The organism is Sphingopyxis selenitireducens, from assembly GCF_051550705.1.
In the GTDB taxonomy this organism is placed as follows: Bacteria; Pseudomonadota; Alphaproteobacteria; order Sphingomonadales; family Sphingomonadaceae; genus Sphingopyxis.
In genome coordinates, this window is record NZ_JBPULG010000008.1 from 1 (window position 1) to 19,062 (window position 19,062).

Below are 19,062 nucleotides of genomic sequence, written 5' to 3' on the forward strand. Positions count from 1 at the left end.
CCCCGCCGTCCCCGAAGGTTCAAGCCTTTCGGTGAACGAAGGCGTTGAGAAGAGGCAGCGGATGCTGCTTTTTGGCGTTGGCGGCCTGTTATTGACGGGCGCAGGGTACTGGCTGTTCTTTACCGGCAATTCCGATGCGCCGGGTCAGGCAACCGAGATAGCGTCGCAGAACATCAAGGTTTCGACCGATGATCTCGCGGCGCGGAATCTGTCCGAGAAAGAATGGCTGTCAATGTCGGAAAACCGGCTGACGCAGCAGGACAACCAGATTCGCAGGATGTCGGGGCAGGGCGATCAGCTCGAGCAATTGCAGGCACAGATCGACGCGCTCAAATCCGAGAACCAGAATATGGCTTCTGAGGGTACGCGTGTCCTGTCTGCCTATGATGACGAAAACCGTACGCTGAAGGAGCAGCTTGCGGCCGCCCAGTCTTCGCCCCGACCCGGTGCAGGCCCGACTGCGATGTATGGAGCTGGTGGCCCTGCCGCTTATGATGCGGTTGCAGGTGCGGCGGCCGCTGCAGCTCAATCGCGGCGCGAGCTCAAGGTGATCAGCTTTGCGGCGACGCCGGCGTCGACTGGCGGCGCGGCCAAGGCCCCGACGGGCGGCAACATGTTCGTATCTGACAGCCCGAATTATCTGCCCGCGAACAGCTACGCGAAGGCCCGGGTAATCGTTGGCGTCGATGCAGCATCCAACGTGCAGTCGCAATCCGACCCTCTCCCGGTTGTGCTGCGCATCGTTGGCCCCGCGCGCTCGGTTGCGCAGAATGGCAAGGTGCTGACGACCCGGATCGATGGGTGTCTCGTCAACGGCGCGGCGCGCGGGGATCTCTCTTCGGAGAAGGTCTATGTGAAACTCGCGAAGATGACCTGCCCCCAGCCCGGTGGGCGATATGCGGAGAGCGAAGTTAAGGGCTTCATCGCATTCGGCGGCAAGACCGGCGTGCGCGGCCGCGTTGTCAGTCGCGAGGGTAGCCTGACCATGCAGGCATTCTTTGCCGGCCTAGTTGGCGGGATCGGTCGCGGCTTCTCTGCGAATTCGACCAGCTTCCTTTCGGGAGCAACGACGATTGTCGATGGCAAGCGCGAAAAGCTCTCGACGGGCGATATCGCGAAGGGCGGCATCGGCGAAGGCGTGAGCCAGGCTGGCGACATGCTGTCCCAGTATCTGATCGAACGGGCCGAACAATATCAGCCGGTGATTGAAATGCCGACGGGCGTCGAGGTTGAGATCGTCTTCCTCGACGGCGCGTTCGTGCGCAACTGATGAAAGGGCGTAAGATGAAGCTCAAGGTAGCATTGCTCGCGATGGTGGCTTTTGGCGGCGCGGCAACCGCCGTCTATGCCGCCGACCGTCTCGAGCCGAGCCGAGTGTCCGCTCTTCTGAAAGCGCGGCTTCCGAAGACACAAGTCTCGGCGATCGACTGCGACAAGGTGGCGGGGCTCTGTGAAGTCGTTGCCGGCAAGACGCTGTTCTACGTCGACGGCAGCGCGCGCTATCTCATCGTCGGCCGCGTCTACGATATGGAATCGCGGCAGGATCTGACGGCGGCGAAGCTGCTCGAGATGAATCCCGATATGCTTCTTGGCGGTGCCGCCAAGGCGGGCGTCGAGGAAGAAGAAACGCCAGTGCCCCAGCTCGCCAATGCGGCGGGCCCGAGCCGCGCGGCGCCGCCCCCGGCGGCCGCGCAAAAGGTCGACCTGTCCAAGCTCCCCGCTACTGGCGCCATCGTGTGGGGAAATCCTTCGGGGACGCCTGTGACGATCTTTACCGATCTGCATTGCGGGTTCTGCCGCGCGCTTGCGAATGAACTGGAACAGATGAACGTGCGCGTGATCGAGCGTCCGATTTCGACGCTTGGCACCCGCGATCTCTCCAATCGCGTTTACTGCGCGAAAGATAAGCCCCGCGCGCTTCGCGCGGCCTATGCCGGTGCCGAAGTTGCCCCGGCGAGCTGCGACACGAGCGGCCTCGATGCGAATGAGAATTTCGCGCGCGCACATGGCTTCAGCGGCACTCCGGTTCTGGTGCGCTCCGACGGCACTGTGCTGGAAGGCTATCGCCCCCGTGCTGTTCTGGAAACTTGGCTCAAGGGAGCGAAGTGATGGAGCGCATAGATCGCGCAGAAGTGGGACTCTTTGCCCTCTTCTTTCTGGGCCTCGCAGGGGCGGCATTTGTCGCCAGCGCCGGATTGACCGAATTCGGTGTAGCGGGGCGATACGCATTGCTCTTTGCGCTGATCAAATCCTTGTCGATCTGCATGATGCTGATCCTCGGCGCCACATTTGGCGGCGAAGCGCTGTTCTCCCTTCGCCTGAAGCGCCGCCGCACCCTTGCCATCAATAGCAACAGGAGCTGACGACATGCGTGCTTCACCGCTTCTAATTCTGCCCGCCGCGCTCGCCCTCACGGGCTGTGCCTCCATGGGCGGAAACGTCAAAGGAAACTTTATCTGCCGCGCGCCCGATGGCATTTGCTCGCCGACTTCGAATATCGACGATCAGGCAATTGCCTCCATGATGGGTGGCGCCGCAGCGGGCGCTGCCGCGTCGCCGATTGCGGCGAACGCGCCAGCCGCCCATTCCGCAGCATCGCTCAAAGTCGTTCTGCCTGCGCGGACGGATCGTTTCGGCCGCTGGCGTGATGAAACGGTGGTCTACGTCGAGCCCCAGCTTGCTGCAGGTCACTCCGCCGATCGTCAGCTGGCTGGTCCCGGCGCGGCTATCCCTGCTCGGTTGTCGCTGGTTGAACTCGCGGCTGGCGCGCCCGCGCCGGCGGAGCTGGCCAGTGTTTCGCAGCCGACATCGGCAAAGCCAATAACCGGTGAGGTTTTCCGGGCCGAAGTCGAACGCCGGCTTTCTGCAACGCGAAAGGGGCCCGAGCCCGTGGACGTTCCGCCATCCGATGCGGCGACGGCCGCGGCGATAGCGGCTACTGCGCAAGGGGATACGGTCGTCACCGCACCGGGGCTCGGCGGACAACCCGCACCGGATGGCAACTGATGGCGGGCTGGTTCGATAAGTTCCTCGGCGATCTGCTGGGCGGCCCGCGCAAGGTCGACAAGGCGTTGCCGTCGACCGCGATCCCGATGTTCGCCGATTGGCTCCCTTATCGGAGTTTCGATCCAAAGACGGGGCTTTACTATAATAGCGCCTCGCGCGGCTTCATACTTGAGATCTCGCCGTTGGTCGGCGCAGACGACCAGACCAGCGAGATCATCTCTCAGTTCCTGTCCGAAGGTATTCCGGACAAAACCTCGATCCAGATCGTTCAATGGATGAGCCCCCGGATCGCTGATCGCATGGTGCAATGGTTTGTGCCGCGCCAGATGGCAGGTGGAGTGTATGAGCGTATAGCGCAGCACCGGGCCGACTATCTCGAGCAAGGTGTCTGGTCGAGCCTTTCGAAGGATGCGCCCTTTCACCTTCGGTCGCATCGCGTCTTCATCTCGCTCGGAGTGCCGGAAGGCGCGAAGGTCAGCGACGAAGAGCTCATCGCGCTGCGCGAATCCATGTCGTCGATGTTGCGGTCGATCGATGTGGAGTCTCAAATCCTCGATCCGATCGGGCTCTTGAAGCTCATTGATGACTTGACCTCGCCGACCACAGTTTCGGGCGAGGACGTGGTGGATTACAACCGCTTCGATCCGATTGCCGATCAGGCCGTGCGCCGCGATATGGAGATCGTCACCGATCCGAACCGGATTCTGGTGCGGACCGAACGGTTTCGCGCCCTCGGCGCGCTGCAAGACGGCACGCCAGAAATCGGCGAGGTCGTCCCCGACCGTTTCGACTTCCGCTGCTACGCGATCCGAAATCTCCCGCCACGTTGGGCGCCGTGGGACACGGTTCGCCTGATTGGCGATCCGTATATCGATAAGCTCCGGATGCCGTGTCCGATCGCGACCCTGCTCACGATCTACTACCCCGACGAGCAGGCGGCGACTGCCAAGGCGGGCTTCAAGTTCATGCGCACGACGAGCCTTGCGAATTCTCAGAGCGCCAAATTCACGCCGCAGGTCCGCGATCAGTCGCGCGAGTGGGAATATGTCCAGGACCAGCTTCGGCAGGGGCAGAAGCTGGTACGCGTTTTCTACGGGGTGATGAGCGTTTCGCCATACGGCGATGGCGACCGGAACGAGCGCAATCTGAAAGCCGTCTATAAGGCGGCTGGATGGGAGCTCCAGGACGAGCGCTACTTGCAGATGGCTGGACTGCTTGCCGTTATGCCGCTCACCATGCCGAACGGTCTCGCGCGGGATTTCGAGCGTCTCAAACGCTTTCGAACCATGCTGACGACCACGGTCGCCAACATTGCACCGCTGCAGGGCGAATATAATGGCGGTCCAGTACCGCACATGCTGCTTCTCGGCCGCCGCGGTCAGCCATTCTTCTGGTCGCCGTTTGAGAACACCGCCGGCAATCACAATGTGGCCGTCTTTGGCAAGTCTGGTTCAGGTAAGTCGGTATTTCTGCAGGAAATGACGTCGGCGCTGGTCGGCGCCGGCGCGAAGGTCATCGTCATCGATGACGGCCGAAGCTTCGAACATAGCAGCAAGCTGCAGAACGGCGAATTCGTCGAGTTTACGATGAGCTCGGGTTTCTGCCTCAATCCCTTCTCAATGATCGACGAAGAAGAAGCAAAGCGGGACGAGGATTATCGGCTCGATTGCATTGCGATGCTCAAGGCTATCATCGGTCAGATGGGTAGGCACATCGATCGTCTCGACGACACAGAGCGTGGTCTCATCGACGCCGCCGTTAACGCAGAGTGGGAAGCGCACGGCATTCGCGGTTCGATCGATGGGGTCATTTCGTCGCTGAAGGACACAGGACACGTCCAGGGCGAGGCGCTCGCGATCGCGATGCGTCCCTTTGCTGATGGCGGCACTTACGGCCGTTTTTTCAAGGGCCAATCCACTTTGAAGATCGGGGCGTCCCTCACAGTGTTCGAACTGTCGGATCTGTCCGCTCGCGAAGAGCTTAGGTCGGTGGTGTTGGCGGCAATCATGTTCCTGTCGGCCCAGGCGATGCGCAAGGATCGCAACACGCGCAAGGCGTTGTTGCTCGATGAAGCTTGGCAGCTCCTCAAGGGCGGCTCGATGGCCGATTTCGTCGAGACCTATGCGCGAACCTGCCGCAAATATGGTTCCTCGCTCATCACCGCAACTCAGTCGCTCAACGACTATTACAAATCTGAAGGGTCGATCGCGGCGCTGGAAAACAGCGACTGGTTTGTGATCCTGCAGCAAAAGCCGGAAACGATCGCAGATTTCAAAAAACTCAACCGGTTCGACATGAGCGATGCGGTTGAGGCGATGATGCGATCGTTGAAGCGCAACGGCACCGAGTATTCGGACGTGATGATCAAAGGGCCGGAGATGCTCGCGATCGGTCGGCTCGTGCTCGATCCGTATTCGTCGACGCTTTATTCGTCGAGCCCGCAGGTCTTCGCTTCGATCGACCGTAAGGTGGCAGCCGGCCTTACCATGGCGGAGGCGATCGAGGAGGTAGCATTCCCCGGTCGAGAGAATCCCCGCGGCGGCCGCACTGACGGGTATGCGGAGGCAGCGGAATGAGCGCCTCGGCCGCTCCGCTGTCGCACCGTTCGCGCGCTGTGGATATTCAGCCCCGCAAGCTGCTCCAGGATTTCGCCTATTCGCTGGTCTCGGTGACGTGCTGGCTGGCGATCAATTGCCTTGCTGCTGCTGGCCTCATCCTAGGCCTGTTTGTCCTCATGGCGAACGCCAGCGTCGACCAGTTCTTCGTCGAGGCGGCAAATCTCTCGAACCATTATGTCGCGGCCGACGAATTGCGTCGTTCCGAATTCGCTGAGGTCCTTCTGTACCTCTTCGGCGGCTGTGTCGTGTTTTTCTGCATCACCCGGCGCGGCGCGCTGATGGCCGATAAGACACCCAATCAGGGGGAAATTTCCAATGACTGAACAACTGGTTTTGAAGGTCGGCGATGAGCCGCTCGTTCCGGCAACCGATGCTACTGCGCCGGCGGCGCGCCGGGCCGACTTCGCTGGTTTCACCTGGGGGCAGCTTGCGACGGGGACCGCATTGATCGCCGCTCTTGTATGGGGCGGGTGGACAACGCGCGAGCTGCTGATTCTGAAAGAGCGCCGCATCGTTTCAATCAGTCTGGCTGGCATGGCCAATGACTTCATCATGGCGGAAGCGCGGTCGGGCGTAAGCGCAGAACAAGTCGATGCGGACACGCGCCATTTCATGTCGGCGATGCAGAAGACTCTTCAGGATCGGGCCGCTGCCGGTGAGACGATCGTCGTCAGCGAAGCGGTCGTGGCGGCGTCGGTTCCGGACATCACCCCTGAGGTCCGGTCGGCCGTCGGCGAGTTCATCAAGCGGAATCCTCCGCCCCGCGTCGGCGGCGTGATGGGCGCTCCGGCGATGCCGGGTCTTGCCCCCTCTTTGCCGCCGGCAGCGCAGCCGATGCAGGCGCCAGCGCCCGCACCGGTCTTTGGCAGTGGTGAAGGCTTGCTTCCCGGCGGAGGCCAGTAACGAAATGGCATGGGTGCGCTCTCCGTTCTTGCGGAATTCGCTGATTGCAATCTGCGCCGTAGCCGGGACCGCGGCGTGGTTGTCGCTCGACAATTTTGCGCAAACCCACGGCTTCCTCATCAACCGGACGCCATCATTGCCCAATTGGGCCTATTTCTTCGAGCGCGGAAAGCGCGTGGAGCGCGGCGAAATTGCGTTCTTCATGCCGCCGTCCAATTCGCTCGTCCGTGCGCATTTCGGGGCCGAGCCGCCAGCGTTCGGCAAGATCGCCTATGGAGTGCCGGGCGACAAAATCTCGCATCGTGGGTCGGACGTTATCCTGAGCTGGGAGGCTGGCCCGCACGGCGATGCGCCGTCGGAACGCGTTGTAGGGAAGCTCAAGCCTCTGTCGTCGCGAGGGGAGAAGCTGGAAGCCGGGCCGACCGGAGTGATTCCCGACGGCTGCTATTACATGGGCAGCCCGCATCCCGATGGCTTCGATAGCCGCTATGCCGCGATCGGGTTCGTGTGCCGGCGGCAGATTCTTGGCGTCTCGAAATGGTCGCTCCTGTGAGGCGGCGCCTGGCTCTCCTTGCGGCGGTCGCGTGCAGCGCTTTCGCACCACTGGCCTCGGCAAAGGACTATGGCCAGCAAGGCGCGGTTTTTCGCATCACCGAGCCTGATCTTCTCCGCACGATCGAGCAGAAGCTGAAGACGTTGGAAGCCAGCGGTGGGATCGAGCGAATGAATGCCGAACTCACGCGGCGCACGGAAGCGGGCGTCCGGCGTCCTCGACCGGTAGTTGGCATCGCATTGGCTGTCCGCGCACGCAGCTGGATCTTCGATCCGGCGATGGTTGTTGAGCAGGATATTTACGACAACAAGGGCAACGCGATCGCGCGCGCGGGCCAGCGGGTCAACCCGATGGATTTCATAGCGATCCGCCAAAAGCTGGTATTCATCGACGGCGATGACAGGGATCAGGTCAACTGGGCCCTGCGGCGTTTCGACGATCAGTCGGCCAAGCTCATCATGATCAAGGGCGCACCGCTCGACGCGATGACACAACATCAGCGCCGGTTCTATTTCGATCAGGGCGGCTTTTTGGTCGGCCGCTTCGGTATCCGCGCGGTGCCTGCGGTCGTCGAGCCGGAAGGTAAAGCCATGCGCGTTTCCGAGGTTCCGCTTGGGGTTGGCCGAAAATGAGGTTTCTCAGCATCCGCGCTGGTCGGCGTGCCATGTCCTTCATGTTGCTCTTTTGCGGCCTCATGGCCGTCTCGGCCTCGGCTCCGCCCGCGCGTGCGCAGATTAGTAGCGGAATCGAGGGGACGCCCGGCAAATGCACGGGCAAGTTCGTGAATCCGGTCACCGATGTTTGCTGGTCATGCCTCTTCCCGCTTTCGGTCGGGGGGCTCAAGATCATGCCGTCCAATCGGCCAGACACCGAAAACCCCGACCTTCCAATTTGCGCCTGCGGGTCGCCCCTGCCGCGGATCGGTGTCGCCATGGGCTTTTGGGAGCCGGTTCGCCTTGCCGACGTGACCATGAAGCCGTGGTGCTTCGCCAGCCTCGGCGGCAAGAAAATTTCCCCGGGATTCAATATCGGGCACGGCCGCGCTGCCGATAGCGTGGACGGCCATGATCGCGGCGCGAAGTGGCACGTCCATTGGTATGTCTATCCCTTGCTCTACTGGATGGAGATCCTGACTGACGTTGCTTGCCTCGAGCAGTCCTCGTTCGATATCGCTTATGTCACCGAAATCGACCCGCTTTGGCAGGATGATGCGCTGACCGCGCTCATCAATCCCGAAGTTGCCTTGTTCGCCAATCCGTTGGCGCAGACCGCCTGTTCGGCCGATTGCGGTGCGGCAACTCTGAAGCTCCCGCTCGATCCGCTCTTCTGGTGCGCCGGCTGCCTCGGATCGATGTACCCGATGAACGGGAACATCTCCGAGCATATCGGCCATGTTCAGTCCAGCCGGCTCGCGCTTTCGCGCTTCGCTTTCAAATTGCATCGCCAGGGCATCGCTTGGGGGACCATGGGCAAGAAGGGGCTGTGCGGCAAATATATCATGCCGATCATGCGCAAGCAGCAGTACCGCTTTCAGGCCACCGTGCCCTCGCCGATGGTCAAAGGCCGTTGGGCCTGTCCGCCGATCGGCGCCTCCGACATGAAGCCGGGATCCGGCAACACCTATCCCGCTGTCGGTGAAGACATGGGATATCTTGTGTGGAGGAAGCGAAATTGCTGCGTCCTTTGAACAATTGGTCTCGCAAGGCCAAGGTCTTGGCGGCCGCCGCCGCCATCAGCGTGGTCGGCGGCGTCGCGGTGCTGGCACAAACTGTCGACGGGCTGGATCTTCAAGCGGTGCTGAGCCGCGGCGAAGCTGCCGACCCGGATGCGGAAGCGCTCGTCCGCGAGGTGGCCCGACGCGGGGAAGAGATGCGGGAGGATGCGAAGGCCGCCGCTGATGGCGGGAACCGCAATCTTCGCGATAACAAAGGGATCCTCGGTGGCGGGCCTGCCGGGCCAATCGATTTCGATCAGATGCTGCAGGCGTCGAATGATCTCGAGGCGAGCGATAAGGGCGCACCCCAGCTCATCGTCTTTGCGTCCTTGTCGATGCCCGAGCAGAGTCTGAAGAAGCTCATTCGCGACACGGCGAAGGCCGGCGGCACGGTCGTCTTTAACGGCTTCCCGGGCAACTCCATGAAAGCCTTCCAGCAGGGCATTATGAAGGTCGTCGACAATGAAGACGCCTACGGCAGCATCGGCATCGATCCTCGGCTGTTTCGCGCTTTCGACGTGACGGCAGTGCCGGCGATCGTCGTCGTGACTTCCGAGTTCGAGCTTTGCGATGGGTTCAATTGTCGGACCTCTGTGCCGCCCTTTGATCGCATGAGCGGAAATGTGCCGCTTGAATACGCGCTGGAGACATTTGTCGACGGGCGGGGCCCGGGCGCGCCGATCGCTGGCCAGGCGCTTGCGCGGTTGAAGGGAGGCCGGGGCATATGAGCGATATCCTGCTTTTCGGCGACGTGCAGCGTTGGACCCGATGTGCTGTCGGCATAGGTGCGGCAATATCGCTGTCGCTTGCGGCCCCCCTGACTGCCCTCGCCCAGACGGCGCCGGCCTCGGGAGAAATCACCGCGGCGGGCAAAGACGGCGAAGCATTTGCCAAATCGGGGAAAGAAGGCGCCGCCTCGATCCCCGACCAGCAAGTCAATTCGGACGTCATCCCTGGCTACGCGACTGCACCCGACGATTTGTCGAATCTGTTCGGTAGCGACGACGGGGCGTTGAATTCGGCGGGCGGCAGCGCCGTCGGGAACGAAGCCTGGCAGGTGATGATGGGCGGCGACGCCAACCGGTCGCAGGTCGATCCAGCTTGGCTCGAGGACATTCGCCAGAAGGGTCAGGAGATCAACGACAACGCTTCGAGCTCGGAGCTCGGCGAAAATATCTCCAATACCCCGGGCACCTGCGAAGAGGTCAAAGTCGGCGAAAAGCAGGACTATTATGACGCGACTTGTGACGTCGGTGTAACCGTAACTACCCCGGAGCGCGTTGAAGAACTTAGCTGCCCGGATGGATATACGCTCGTCGGGCGGACTTGCACCAAGACGCTCACACAGCCGGCGGATGTGACTTACACTTGTCCGGATGGCGGCGTTCTGCAGGGGACGACTTGTGTCGTTACCCAGCCCGCGGCCGTGTCGAGCTACAGCTGTCCCCCGGGCTTCAGCCTGCAGGGCACGACCTGCACGCGCACGACGACCGAGCCAGCGATCATCACCGGATATAGCTGCCCGGCAGACTATATGCTCGAAGGTGATCGCTGCGTTCGCACGATCCAGCAATCAGCGACCCCGAACTATAACTGCCCGTCAGGATATGTTTTGGAGGGGACAACGTGCCGGTCGAAATCGACCTATGCGGCGACTGCAAGCTATAGCTGCCCCAATGGCTATAACCTGACTGGCACCACTTGCTCGCGGACGCTCTCGCAACCGGCTGACGTCTACTTCACCTGTCCGGCGGGCTATGACCTTTCCGGCACGACGTGCACGCAGACAGGGACATACAGCGCGGTCCCCAATTACAGCTGCCCGTCAGGCTATACGCTTGTGGGAACAAGTTGCACGGCGACCGGCAGCTATGGCGCCACGCCGAATTATAGCTGCCCCAATGGCGGTACGCTGCAGGGGACCGAATGTGTCACCTCGGGCAGCTATGCGGCGACGGCCAGTTATAGCTGCCCCAGCGGCGGGACGGTCAACGGCACCAATTGCGAGACGGCGAATCAGACGCCGGGTACGCCGGTCTATCAGTGCCCCGTCACGGCGCTCATGGATACTCTCTATACCTTCGAGGGTAAGCCTTATTGCGGTTTCGCGAAAACCGGCAGCACCTGCCCGACGGGCTGGATTGGCTTCTACAAGGAAGGGGTCGCTCAAGGATATTCAGGGCGGAAGTGCTTCTTCCATCCAAGGGTCAATTACACCTGCCCGGGTGGCACCATCGTCGAAGGGTCGATGTGTACGTGGGTGAACGTCACCCCTGGCACCGTGTCTTATAGCTGCCCGAATGGCGGTACTTTGAACGGAACCACATGCCAAACGAGCTCTTCCAGCCCGGCCTCGGTAACATATAGCTGCCCGAGCGGCGGCACGCTGGCTGGCAATGTTTGTAACACGAGTAGCACTTTGCCCGCGACCGTCACGCATACCTGCCCCAGCGGCGGTGTGCTGAATGGAACGACCTGCACGATCGTCACGTCGACGTCGGCGTCACCGGTCTATTACTGCCCCACTGGTTTCAACCTCTCGGGAACGACCTGCTCGCGCACCGATGAGACCAGCGCGACCGTCACCTACAGCTGCCCGAACGGCGGTAGTCTTGCGGGCTCTGTCTGCACGATCGACCTCGCGCAGCCTGCCGACGTTACATATAGTTGCCCGGCAGGCTGGAAAGTTCAGGGCGACAAGTGCAAGTCGGTGCTCTCGCAGCCGGCGACACCGATCTTCTCCTGCCCTGTGGGTTACAGCCTCGACGGCAATATGTGCAGCAAAACCGAGACGCAGCCCGCGACCCCGAATTATAGCTGCCCTGCCGAATTCACATTGTCGGGTACGACATGCACCAAGACCTATCCGGCACAGCCCAATTATAGCTGTCCCGCGAATTACACCCTTTCGGGCACGACGTGTTCACTGACTCTGTCGCAGCCTGCGACGGTCACCATGGTTTGCCCGCAGGGGACAACCGAGCAGAACGGAACCTGCTACGGTGAAAGCGCCGGCCAGAGTGAGTGCGCCGAGCTCGAGGCCAATCCGAAGTGCAGCCATCAGCGCGACACCTGTCTGGATGAAGAGCCGAACGGGCCGTGCAAGGTCATGGAACGCACCTTCAAATGCCCGATCCCGAATTCAACTCCGACCGACGTGAAGGAATATGTTTGTGGTGGGTCGGTGTATTGCATCAACGGGAGCTGCAGCCAGATCGAGGATGAGGCTTCCAACGAGTTCAAGGATGCGCTCGTCGCGCTCGGCGCGATCGACCAGGTCGGCAAGGAATTTGATCCGGACACGCTCGGCCTGTTCAAAGGGACGCGCGAAACATGCCACAAGCCGGTGTTTGGTTTGGTCAATTGCTGTGCCGGCAAGGTGTCGGGTCTCTTCAGCGGTGGTGTAGCGGCCGCGGCCGCTTGGGCCGGGCTGAGTGGTGGCCCCGCCGTCCTCGCGGGTATCGCGACGCAGTTCCTGACGACGTTTCTCTGTTCGAACGAGGAAAAGCAGCTCGATGTGAAGGACCGGCTCGGGTTGTGCGTGTCGATCGGGAGCTATTGTTCGTCGAGCTTCCTCGGGGTCTGCCAGACGAAGCGCAAGGCCTATTGCTGCTTTGAATCGAAGCTCACGCGGATCCTTCAGGAACAGGGCCGCCCGCAAATCGACAAGCCGTGGGGCAAGCCCAAGGAAGAGCAGTGCGCGGGCTTCACGATCGATGAATTTTCGCGCCTCGACATGAGCAAGATGGATTTCTCGGACATCTACGCGGACTTCCTCGAAGCCGTGAAGCTCCCGGAAGAGGCTCAGATGGCCAGCGAGATTCAGGCAAAGATCGATGCTTATTATAGGCAAAATGGACCGGGAGGGAATTGACAGGATGACCGACTCCACGCCGATCAGGGCCGCGATCGACCCGACGCCGGCAAATAATCCACCGCGGTCGCTGCGCGCGGCCGTGGCGGAGCGTTCGGATTTTCCGGGCGTGATGATTCACGAATGGACGGTTCTGAAACTTTGCGGCGGCGATACGCCGCTCGAGGCGGATGAGATCAAGTATTTGGTTGATGAGTTTTTTTCTCCCCCGCTGACCATGCTCGACCTTGCCGAGCTGGTCGACGGCTTGGTCGGGAAAAAATGGCTGGCGTGGGACGACGACAATATGAAGCTACACGCAACTGCGACGGGCCGTGAAATTTTGGCGCGCATCGGCGGCTCGTTCAGGCTAGCCGACGTCTCTGCTGACTGGGTCAGCATGGCTAAAAGGAGGCCGGACAGATGACCGTCTGCCTGGCCAGCAAGGGAGATGCCGCGCATGGAGAAGGAAGAATTCGACCGCTTGAGCCCCGAGGAGCAGAAAGCTCACATCGCGGGCATCGAGCGGTACATCATGGCCCCTGGGCACTGGCCCGAGGTGAGCAGTTTACAGCTCGGCATTCTGATGCGTGCGAGCGCCGATATCCCCGTTGCAGTCGAAGAGGTCATGCTCTCGATGCAGGAATGGTATGGTATCAATCCGGTAGAGCTCTCCGACACGATCAAGCCGTTGATCGACAAGGACTGGGTCGCGTTCAACGAGGAAGGGTTTGTTCAAACCACGCCGCTCGGACGCGCAGTTGTCGAGATGCACAAATCGCCGCTCACGAAAGCGGTCTTGTGGTCGCTGAAAAGCGGCATTTCCAACATGGAGGAGCAAAATGAGGAAGGCGATCCGTAGTTCGCTCGCGCTCATCGGCGCCGGCTTGGTCGCAGCCGGCTTGCCGCTATACGCGCAACCGCAACCAGAGTCGGCCGAATCGGCATCATCTCCCAATGACCGATCGGCCGACGACAGCGAGGCACCCTCCGGAGATTTCTATTGCGGGGATCGCAAGCTCGGAACCTGGTTCTATTGCGAGAAGCCCAAACCACGACCTTCCGAAAAGAAGACGCCGGCGCCGAGCGCAACAGCAGCTAGCGAACGTCTAGCCTCGATCTCCAAGGAACTGGACGAGCTGAAGGCGCGGGCGATCCTGGAGCCCTCCGAAGAAAACGTCACTGCCTATATCCGCTTCCAGCGCGAACAGCTCGATCGCGCATCGATGTTCTCCGATGTGTGGCAGCGCTCGATGTGGCAAAACCCCGATCTCGATTATACGCTTCAGCGTCCGGTGACGACGCTCGCGAAGCGTGCGTGGATCGACAACCGCAAGGCCGAGCAGGAGTTTGCGCTCCGCAACCTCTCGAAGCGCTACGGGATATTCTATTTCTACGCGCAGAGTTGCGGGGCTTGCGACATATTCGCGCCTATCCTGAGGTCGCTCGCCGACGGCAGTGGCTTCAACGTCGTCGCTGTGTCCATGGACGGTGGCCCCAATCGCGTTTTCCCCAATTACGTCGTCGATGTCGGCCAGCACGCCAAGATGGGTCTGAGCTCCAAGGCCACGCCGGCCCTCGTTCTATACGACACCGTTCGCAAGCGCCCGATCCCGATCGGCACGGGCATCTTGTCGGCCGACGAGATCACCGAGCGAATTTTCACGCTCACAAGCACCAAGGCGGGGAGTGACTTCTGATGGCTGAACTTACGTTCGTAGCGCGGATCCGCGTCGCGGTGTCGCGCATTGGAATCGGCGTGATCTCCCTCTCAGTTGCAGCTGCGCCGGCGCACGCCGGCGTCGGTGATGAGATGAGCGAGTTCTTCAACGACATGGGCGCCTCCGCGAACGCCACTGGCGCGACTGCCTATCAGGGACAGTCCGCTGGCTACTATTCGCTGGGGTCGGTGTGGGCACGTTTCCCGCAAAAGAGTGTCTATCCCGCCAATATCCAGCTCCCGAAGGTTCGGGCGGGTTGCGGCGGCATCGACATCTTCACCGGCTCCTTCTCGTTCATCAACATGTCGGAGTTCGTCGCGAACCTGAAAGCGATCGCCAACAATGCGATCGGCTTCGCATTCAAGCTCGCGATCGACAGCATCAGCCCGCAAATTGGCGGTGTCATCGATCAGATGCAGGACATCGCCAATAAGGTGAACCAGTTCAACATGCAGAGCTGCGAGTCCGCCGCGGCGGCCGTCGGCGCCGTGTGGCCCAGGGTCGACGCCGCCGAGGATCGCATCTGCCAGTCGATCGGGACGTCAGCGGGTCGCTTCTCTGATTGGGCGAAGTCGCGGCGCGGTTGCGGAAACGGCGGCGAGCGATCCTCGACGATCAATTCGAACACAGACGCGGCGCTGGCGGCGATGACACCCGGGCCGAAAAACTATGCCTGGGACATGATCAAGCAATCGCCCCTCGAAAGTGCCGACCGTCAGATGCGCGAGCTCGTGATGACACTGACTGGCACGATCGTCGTCGGCAAGCGTCCGTCCGACAATGATCCGCTCCCCATCATTTATCGCGGCGAGGGCGATCCTGCGATCCTCGATGCGCTGCTCGACGGCGACAAGCCCATCGACGTCTTGGGATGTGACGAAACCGACAAGTGCCTTGGCCCCGGTAGGCGCACGATCCCGGCGCTGGGCGGTACGGCGCTGCGTCCGCGTGTCGCGGCCCTGATCCAGTCGATGAGCGACAAGGTGCGGACGAACGGCGCGCTGACCACCGAAGAGAAGAACCTTCTCGGGGTCGCCAGCATCCCGCTATACAAGGTCGTCGCCGTTCAGGCCGCTTCTGGCTTCAACCTGTCGCCGGGCGAGCTCAACTCGCTCGCGGAAGTGACGGCGATCGATCTCCTCAACTCGATTGTTCAGCGGATGCTCGACCAGGTTGCGGCGGGGCAGTCGAATAATAGCAATCAGGCCGACGCGGAAAACCTGCGTCAGTTCAATGAGCAGCTCGCGCGCGTTCGCCAGCGGCTGTTCGAGCGTGAAAGCACGGTTAATCAGCGGGTCACGCGGACCTTCGAGATCGTCGATCGCGCGATGATGATCGAAAGCACCCTGCAGACTCGGATGGCTCCCGGCATGGCTGCCTCTCTCAATTTTTCCCGCGCCCTTTCGGCGCAAGGTTTGCGGCCCTGATTTCGGGCTGAAGGAGCGCGTGCGATGATCGAGGTCTTCACGGTCGGCGGCGGCGAATATCTCGTCAACGTCTTCAACGCGGTTGCGTCGTGGGCGGGCTCCGGTGGATACCGGGGCCTCATTCGAGTCGTGATGGTGATGGCATTCACATGGGCGCTTCTCGTCACCGCTTGGAACATGGATCCGCGAGCCTTGCTCAAGTGGTTCATGCAGGCGACGCTGATGTATATGGTGGTCATGGTGCCGACCATTTCGGTCAAGGTCACGGATCGAACCAATCCCGGCGTGACTGCCGCGGTGGTCGATAATGTTCCCGTCGGCCTCGGCCTAATTGCCGGTTTCACAAGCCAGATCGGGGATTATCTCACGCGCGCGGCCGAGACCGTGTTCGCAATGCCTCAGGTCCTGAACTATTCGACAGGGGGCATGATCTATGGCGCAAAGCTGCTCGACGCGACGCAGGGCCTCCGCATCGACGATCCGGTCTATGCGACCAATCTCAACGAGCATTTCAAGCAGTGCGTCTTTTATGACATCCTTCTCGGCCGCAAGACATACGACGACATTCTGAAATCGTCCGATCTCTTGACCGCGATGGGACCGGGGTCCGTGGCTCTTTCGCAGCAGTACATTTACCCTGACGGCACGTCGGGGATCATCACTTGCCAGACTGCCTATTCGTTCATCAGCGCTGGCTGGAACAGCTACTATGCGGTTGCCGCTCCAAAAATTGCCGCCCAGTTCTTCCCCGGAATTCCCGCTGCACAGGCGACCGCCCGGCTTAACAATGACATGAATGGAATGGGCGCGGCAGGGATGGCCTCGAGCAGCGGTCAGCTCGTCAGGCAGGCAATGTTCATCAATGCTTTGTCAGAGGCGCGTGACGGCTTTGCGAGCGGTTCCGCGCAAGGCGCGATCGACGCTTTCGCTCAGACGCGCGCGGACATCCAGACCCGCAACACCTATTCGACGATCGCCGGCGGTGCGATGAAGTGGGTTCCGTTGCTGAACATCGTGCTGACGGTCGTCTTCTATTCGCTGTTCCCGATCCTGTTCCTGCTGATGTTGCTTCCGACCAACGGCATGACGGTCGCCAAAGGCTATATCACTGGCTTCTTCTATCTCGCTGCGTGGGGTCCGCTGTTCGTTATCCTGAACATGATTTTCATGTCGCGCTGGCAAGATTCCTTGGCGTCGTGGGGCGCCAATGGTGGCCTCACAGCCGCCAACTTCTCCGGTATCTCGGCCTTGAACCAGGACGTCGGCGCGCTCGCCGGTTACATGATCATGTCGGTTCCGTTCATCGCGGCAGGCATGGCCAAGGGCGCGATGGCGATCGCATCACATTCAGCGAGCTTTCTGTCGCCAAGCCAGAATGCGGCGGAACAGGCGGCCGCCGAAGCCACCACCGGCAACTATGCTTATGGCAACGCCTCGCTGATGAATCGGCAGATCAACACGCTGAACCGCGACCAATATTCTACGGCGCCGAGTTTCAACACCGGCGCCGGCACGATCCAGCAGCGCTCGAGCGACGGCGCGTTCACGCGCTACAATGAGGACGGCACGTTCGCCTATGACACGAGCCAGGGTATTTCGAACCTCGGGTTCGGTATCTCGGCCAACAAAGATTTCGGGTCTCAGCTGCAAAAGGGTCTCAGCCAAGGTTCGAGCGTGGTCGACCAAAAGCGAGTCGCCGCGAACGATAGCTGGGCAGCGACCCGCACGGAATCGGCGCGATTGTTTGACACCGCGCAGACGTCGGCCAGCGCCACTACCGAAGAGGGTCGCTCGCTGCAGTCGTCGATCGCGCAGGTCCAGGATCTGTCATCGAGCTGGTCGAATACACTTCAAACTCAGTTTGGCATGACGAAGAGCGAAGCGGATCGGCTAGCCAGAGATACGGTCCTAACCGGCAGTGCCGGCATTGATGGAAGTGGAACGCTCAGCGGGGGAGGAGGGCCACTTTCTGCACAAGCCAGCCTCAGGGGCGGGGTCAACGGCAAGTCGAGCGACACTCGAAATACCGAGCAAGGCGTGTCCTCGCAAACTAGCAACACGGACGCTCTCCAGTGGCTCGAAAGGGAGTCCAGTTCGGAGGCGGCTCGCCAAGCGCGCGAGAGCTTCTATCGTGCCACGACATCATCGACGGACAGCCAAGTCCGCGGCCTTGGGCAGGAAGTGTCCCAGGACCTTCGTCATTCGCAAAGTCTCAGCAATGAAGCCTCGCGCGCCGAAGACCAGTATCAGCGCTGGTCGAACGAATTCTCGCAGTTCGAGCGGGACGGCTACGCGCTCAACAAGAACCTTAGCCAAGACTTCGTGCGCTATGCTCAAACTGCTATGATGGATCCCCAGAACCGTCATCTCGATCAGAGCTATCATCCCGGTCTCATCAATATGACTCCGACCCAAGCCATTACCCAGGATGCCTTGGTGAAGCAGTTCATGGATGATCGCGTCGAGCAGATGCACCGCGATCTCGGTGTCGTTCCCGACGCGCCGGCGGCGACGATCTCCGGACCGTCGTTCTCAACGGCCGACGAAGTTCGAGCGATCGGCGCTGCCGGTATGCAGGAAATCGCTGCTCGCGGGCCATCGGTCGATGTTTCGGGCTCTGCACGAGACGTTGGCCTTGAAGACAACGTGAGCGGCCGCCTGGATGGCAGCGCGGCGCGTCTTGAAGATTACAATCAGGGCATGAGAGCGACGTTGCTCGGGGATCGACGCCAGGCGGAAAGTCTGGGTGCGACTGCGGAAGCGCGCAATGATGCTTGGGTGACGCGAACAATGCCATTTGTCGCTGGGGCTCTCAAGGCGATTGGGCTCGATGGCGCGGCAGAAGCACCGCTTGGTGGTCATCGTGTCAACCTCGGTGGCGTAGCATCCGCCGCTGGTCTCGATATAAAGTCCGGAGCGAACTTGAGTTCAATGGATTCAAGCATGGCGCCGGCTCTAACAGCGGCCGCTGCTTCAGCACATGCGCTCGGATTGCCCCAGCGTGTGGTAACGTCTGCAAGGGACAGTCAGCATACGCGGGGCAGCCTGCATCCCGAAGGGAAGGGCCTCGATCTTCGAGGAAACGATATAAGTGTGACAAAGGGCCGTCAGTGGGCGAGCGATGTGCGTGAGCGGCTCGGCCCCGACTACGACGTTAATTTCGAGACATTTAGGGACAATCCGGCGAACAATCACCTACACATCGAGCATGATCCAAAGCCTCGAGGCGGCCGCGGCCGTAAGCGCTAAGAAGCAGCCTGTGGCGAT

17 protein-coding genes are annotated in these 19,062 nt (G+C 61.1%); all 17 read left to right on the forward strand.

The window, feature by feature from the left end:
• A partial coding sequence (locus ACSYDV_RS21940; RefSeq protein ID WP_438326210.1) for a TrbI/VirB10 family protein occupies positions 1 to 1,270 on the forward strand: 1,270 nt, incomplete at its 5' end.
• Between the two features lie 14 nt (positions 1,271 to 1,284).
• A complete protein-coding gene (locus ACSYDV_RS21945) occupies positions 1,285 to 2,109 on the forward strand; it encodes a DsbC family protein (protein WP_438326211.1) in 825 nt (274 codons plus the stop codon).
• Positions 2,109 to 2,363: a hypothetical protein gene (locus ACSYDV_RS21950; protein ID WP_438326212.1), complete on the forward strand. Its 255-nt coding sequence runs from the start codon at positions 2,109 to 2,111 to the stop codon at positions 2,361 to 2,363. The genes ACSYDV_RS21945 and ACSYDV_RS21950 overlap by 1 nt, the downstream gene beginning before the upstream one ends.
• A gap of 4 nt (positions 2,364 to 2,367) precedes the next feature.
• Positions 2,368 to 3,006: a hypothetical protein gene (locus tag ACSYDV_RS21955; protein ID WP_438326213.1), complete on the forward strand. Its 639-nt coding sequence runs from the start codon at positions 2,368 to 2,370 to the stop codon at positions 3,004 to 3,006.
• Positions 3,006 to 5,582, forward strand: a complete 2,577-nt coding sequence (traC, locus tag ACSYDV_RS21960; RefSeq protein WP_438326214.1) for a type IV secretion system protein TraC — start codon at positions 3,006 to 3,008, stop codon at positions 5,580 to 5,582. Before ACSYDV_RS21955 ends, traC begins: the two co-directional genes overlap by 1 nt.
• Positions 5,579 to 5,947 carry a hypothetical protein gene (locus ACSYDV_RS21965; protein ID WP_438326215.1) on the forward strand — a complete coding sequence of 123 codons (369 nt, stop codon included), beginning with the start codon at positions 5,579 to 5,581 and terminating at the stop codon, positions 5,945 to 5,947. The genes traC and ACSYDV_RS21965 overlap by 4 nt, the downstream gene beginning before the upstream one ends.
• The gene (locus ACSYDV_RS21970; protein ID WP_438326216.1) at positions 5,940 to 6,527 is read left to right on the forward strand and encodes a TrbI F-type domain-containing protein; all 588 of its coding nucleotides are present in this window, start codon (positions 5,940 to 5,942) and stop codon (positions 6,525 to 6,527) included. The genes ACSYDV_RS21965 and ACSYDV_RS21970 overlap by 8 nt, the downstream gene beginning before the upstream one ends.
• The gene (locus ACSYDV_RS21975) at positions 6,493 to 7,080 is read left to right on the forward strand and encodes a S26 family signal peptidase (protein WP_438326293.1); all 588 of its coding nucleotides are present in this window, start codon (positions 6,493 to 6,495) and stop codon (positions 7,078 to 7,080) included. Before ACSYDV_RS21970 ends, ACSYDV_RS21975 begins: the two co-directional genes overlap by 35 nt.
• The gene (gene traW, locus ACSYDV_RS21980) at positions 7,065 to 7,712 is read left to right on the forward strand and encodes a type-F conjugative transfer system protein TraW (protein ID WP_438326217.1); all 648 of its coding nucleotides are present in this window, start codon (positions 7,065 to 7,067) and stop codon (positions 7,710 to 7,712) included. The genes ACSYDV_RS21975 and traW overlap by 16 nt, the downstream gene beginning before the upstream one ends.
• 32 nt (positions 7,713 to 7,744) lie before the next feature.
• Positions 7,745 to 8,767 carry a conjugal transfer pilus assembly protein TraU gene (gene traU, locus ACSYDV_RS21985; RefSeq protein ID WP_438326294.1) on the forward strand — a complete coding sequence of 341 codons (1,023 nt, stop codon included), beginning with the start codon at positions 7,745 to 7,747 and terminating at the stop codon, positions 8,765 to 8,767.
• Complete coding sequence (gene trbC, locus ACSYDV_RS21990) at positions 8,737 to 9,522, forward strand: type-F conjugative transfer system pilin assembly protein TrbC (protein ID WP_438326218.1); 786 nt, start codon at positions 8,737 to 8,739, stop codon at positions 9,520 to 9,522. Before traU ends, trbC begins: the two co-directional genes overlap by 31 nt.
• Positions 9,519 to 12,668: a conjugal transfer protein TraN gene (gene traN, locus ACSYDV_RS21995; protein WP_438326219.1), complete on the forward strand. Its 3,150-nt coding sequence runs from the start codon at positions 9,519 to 9,521 to the stop codon at positions 12,666 to 12,668. Before trbC ends, traN begins: the two co-directional genes overlap by 4 nt.
• A gap of 4 nt (positions 12,669 to 12,672) precedes the next feature.
• Positions 12,673 to 13,074, forward strand: coding sequence for a hypothetical protein (locus tag ACSYDV_RS22000; RefSeq protein WP_438326220.1), 402 nt, complete (start codon positions 12,673 to 12,675; stop codon positions 13,072 to 13,074).
• A 33-nt stretch (positions 13,075 to 13,107) separates the two neighbouring features.
• Positions 13,108 to 13,509: a hypothetical protein gene (locus ACSYDV_RS22005; protein ID WP_438326221.1), complete on the forward strand. Its 402-nt coding sequence runs from the start codon at positions 13,108 to 13,110 to the stop codon at positions 13,507 to 13,509.
• On the forward strand, positions 13,490 to 14,347 hold the full coding sequence (locus ACSYDV_RS22010; RefSeq protein ID WP_438326222.1) for a conjugal transfer protein TraF: 858 nt from the start codon (positions 13,490 to 13,492) through the stop codon (positions 14,345 to 14,347). The genes ACSYDV_RS22005 and ACSYDV_RS22010 overlap by 20 nt, the downstream gene beginning before the upstream one ends.
• Positions 14,347 to 15,795 carry a conjugal transfer protein TraH gene (locus ACSYDV_RS22015; RefSeq protein ID WP_438326223.1) on the forward strand — a complete coding sequence of 483 codons (1,449 nt, stop codon included), beginning with the start codon at positions 14,347 to 14,349 and terminating at the stop codon, positions 15,793 to 15,795. Before ACSYDV_RS22010 ends, ACSYDV_RS22015 begins: the two co-directional genes overlap by 1 nt.
• A gap of 24 nt (positions 15,796 to 15,819) precedes the next feature.
• Complete coding sequence (locus tag ACSYDV_RS22020) at positions 15,820 to 19,044, forward strand: conjugal transfer protein TraG N-terminal domain-containing protein (RefSeq protein WP_438326224.1); 3,225 nt, start codon at positions 15,820 to 15,822, stop codon at positions 19,042 to 19,044.
• Positions 19,045 to 19,062 lie beyond the last annotated feature (18 nt).

What these genes read in the sequence shown, in the direction of transcription:
- ACSYDV_RS21945 (WP_438326211.1), top strand. Translation starts at nt 1,285, where the DNA reads ATGAAGCTCAAGGTAGCATTGCTCGCGATGGTGGCTTTTGGCGGCGCG.
- ACSYDV_RS21950 (WP_438326212.1), top strand. Translation starts at nt 2,109, where the DNA reads ATGGAGCGCATAGATCGCGCAGAAGTGGGACTCTTTGCCCTCTTCTTT.
- ACSYDV_RS21955 (WP_438326213.1), top strand. Translation starts at nt 2,368, where the DNA reads ATGCGTGCTTCACCGCTTCTAATTCTGCCCGCCGCGCTCGCCCTCACG.
- traC (WP_438326214.1), top strand. Translation starts at nt 3,006, where the DNA reads ATGGCGGGCTGGTTCGATAAGTTCCTCGGCGATCTGCTGGGCGGCCCG.
- ACSYDV_RS21965 (WP_438326215.1), top strand. Translation starts at nt 5,579, where the DNA reads ATGAGCGCCTCGGCCGCTCCGCTGTCGCACCGTTCGCGCGCTGTGGAT.
- ACSYDV_RS21970 (WP_438326216.1), top strand. Translation starts at nt 5,940, where the DNA reads ATGACTGAACAACTGGTTTTGAAGGTCGGCGATGAGCCGCTCGTTCCG.
- traW (WP_438326217.1), top strand. Translation starts at nt 7,065, where the DNA reads ATGGTCGCTCCTGTGAGGCGGCGCCTGGCTCTCCTTGCGGCGGTCGCG.
- traU (WP_438326294.1), top strand. Translation starts at nt 7,745, where the DNA reads ATGTCCTTCATGTTGCTCTTTTGCGGCCTCATGGCCGTCTCGGCCTCG.
- traN (WP_438326219.1), top strand. Translation starts at nt 9,519, where the DNA reads ATGAGCGATATCCTGCTTTTCGGCGACGTGCAGCGTTGGACCCGATGT.
- ACSYDV_RS22000 (WP_438326220.1), top strand. Translation starts at nt 12,673, where the DNA reads ATGACCGACTCCACGCCGATCAGGGCCGCGATCGACCCGACGCCGGCA.
- ACSYDV_RS22005 (WP_438326221.1), top strand. Translation starts at nt 13,108, where the DNA reads ATGGAGAAGGAAGAATTCGACCGCTTGAGCCCCGAGGAGCAGAAAGCT.
- ACSYDV_RS22010 (WP_438326222.1), top strand. Translation starts at nt 13,490, where the DNA reads ATGAGGAAGGCGATCCGTAGTTCGCTCGCGCTCATCGGCGCCGGCTTG.
- ACSYDV_RS22015 (WP_438326223.1), top strand. Translation starts at nt 14,347, where the DNA reads ATGGCTGAACTTACGTTCGTAGCGCGGATCCGCGTCGCGGTGTCGCGC.
- ACSYDV_RS22020 (WP_438326224.1), top strand. Translation starts at nt 15,820, where the DNA reads ATGATCGAGGTCTTCACGGTCGGCGGCGGCGAATATCTCGTCAACGTC.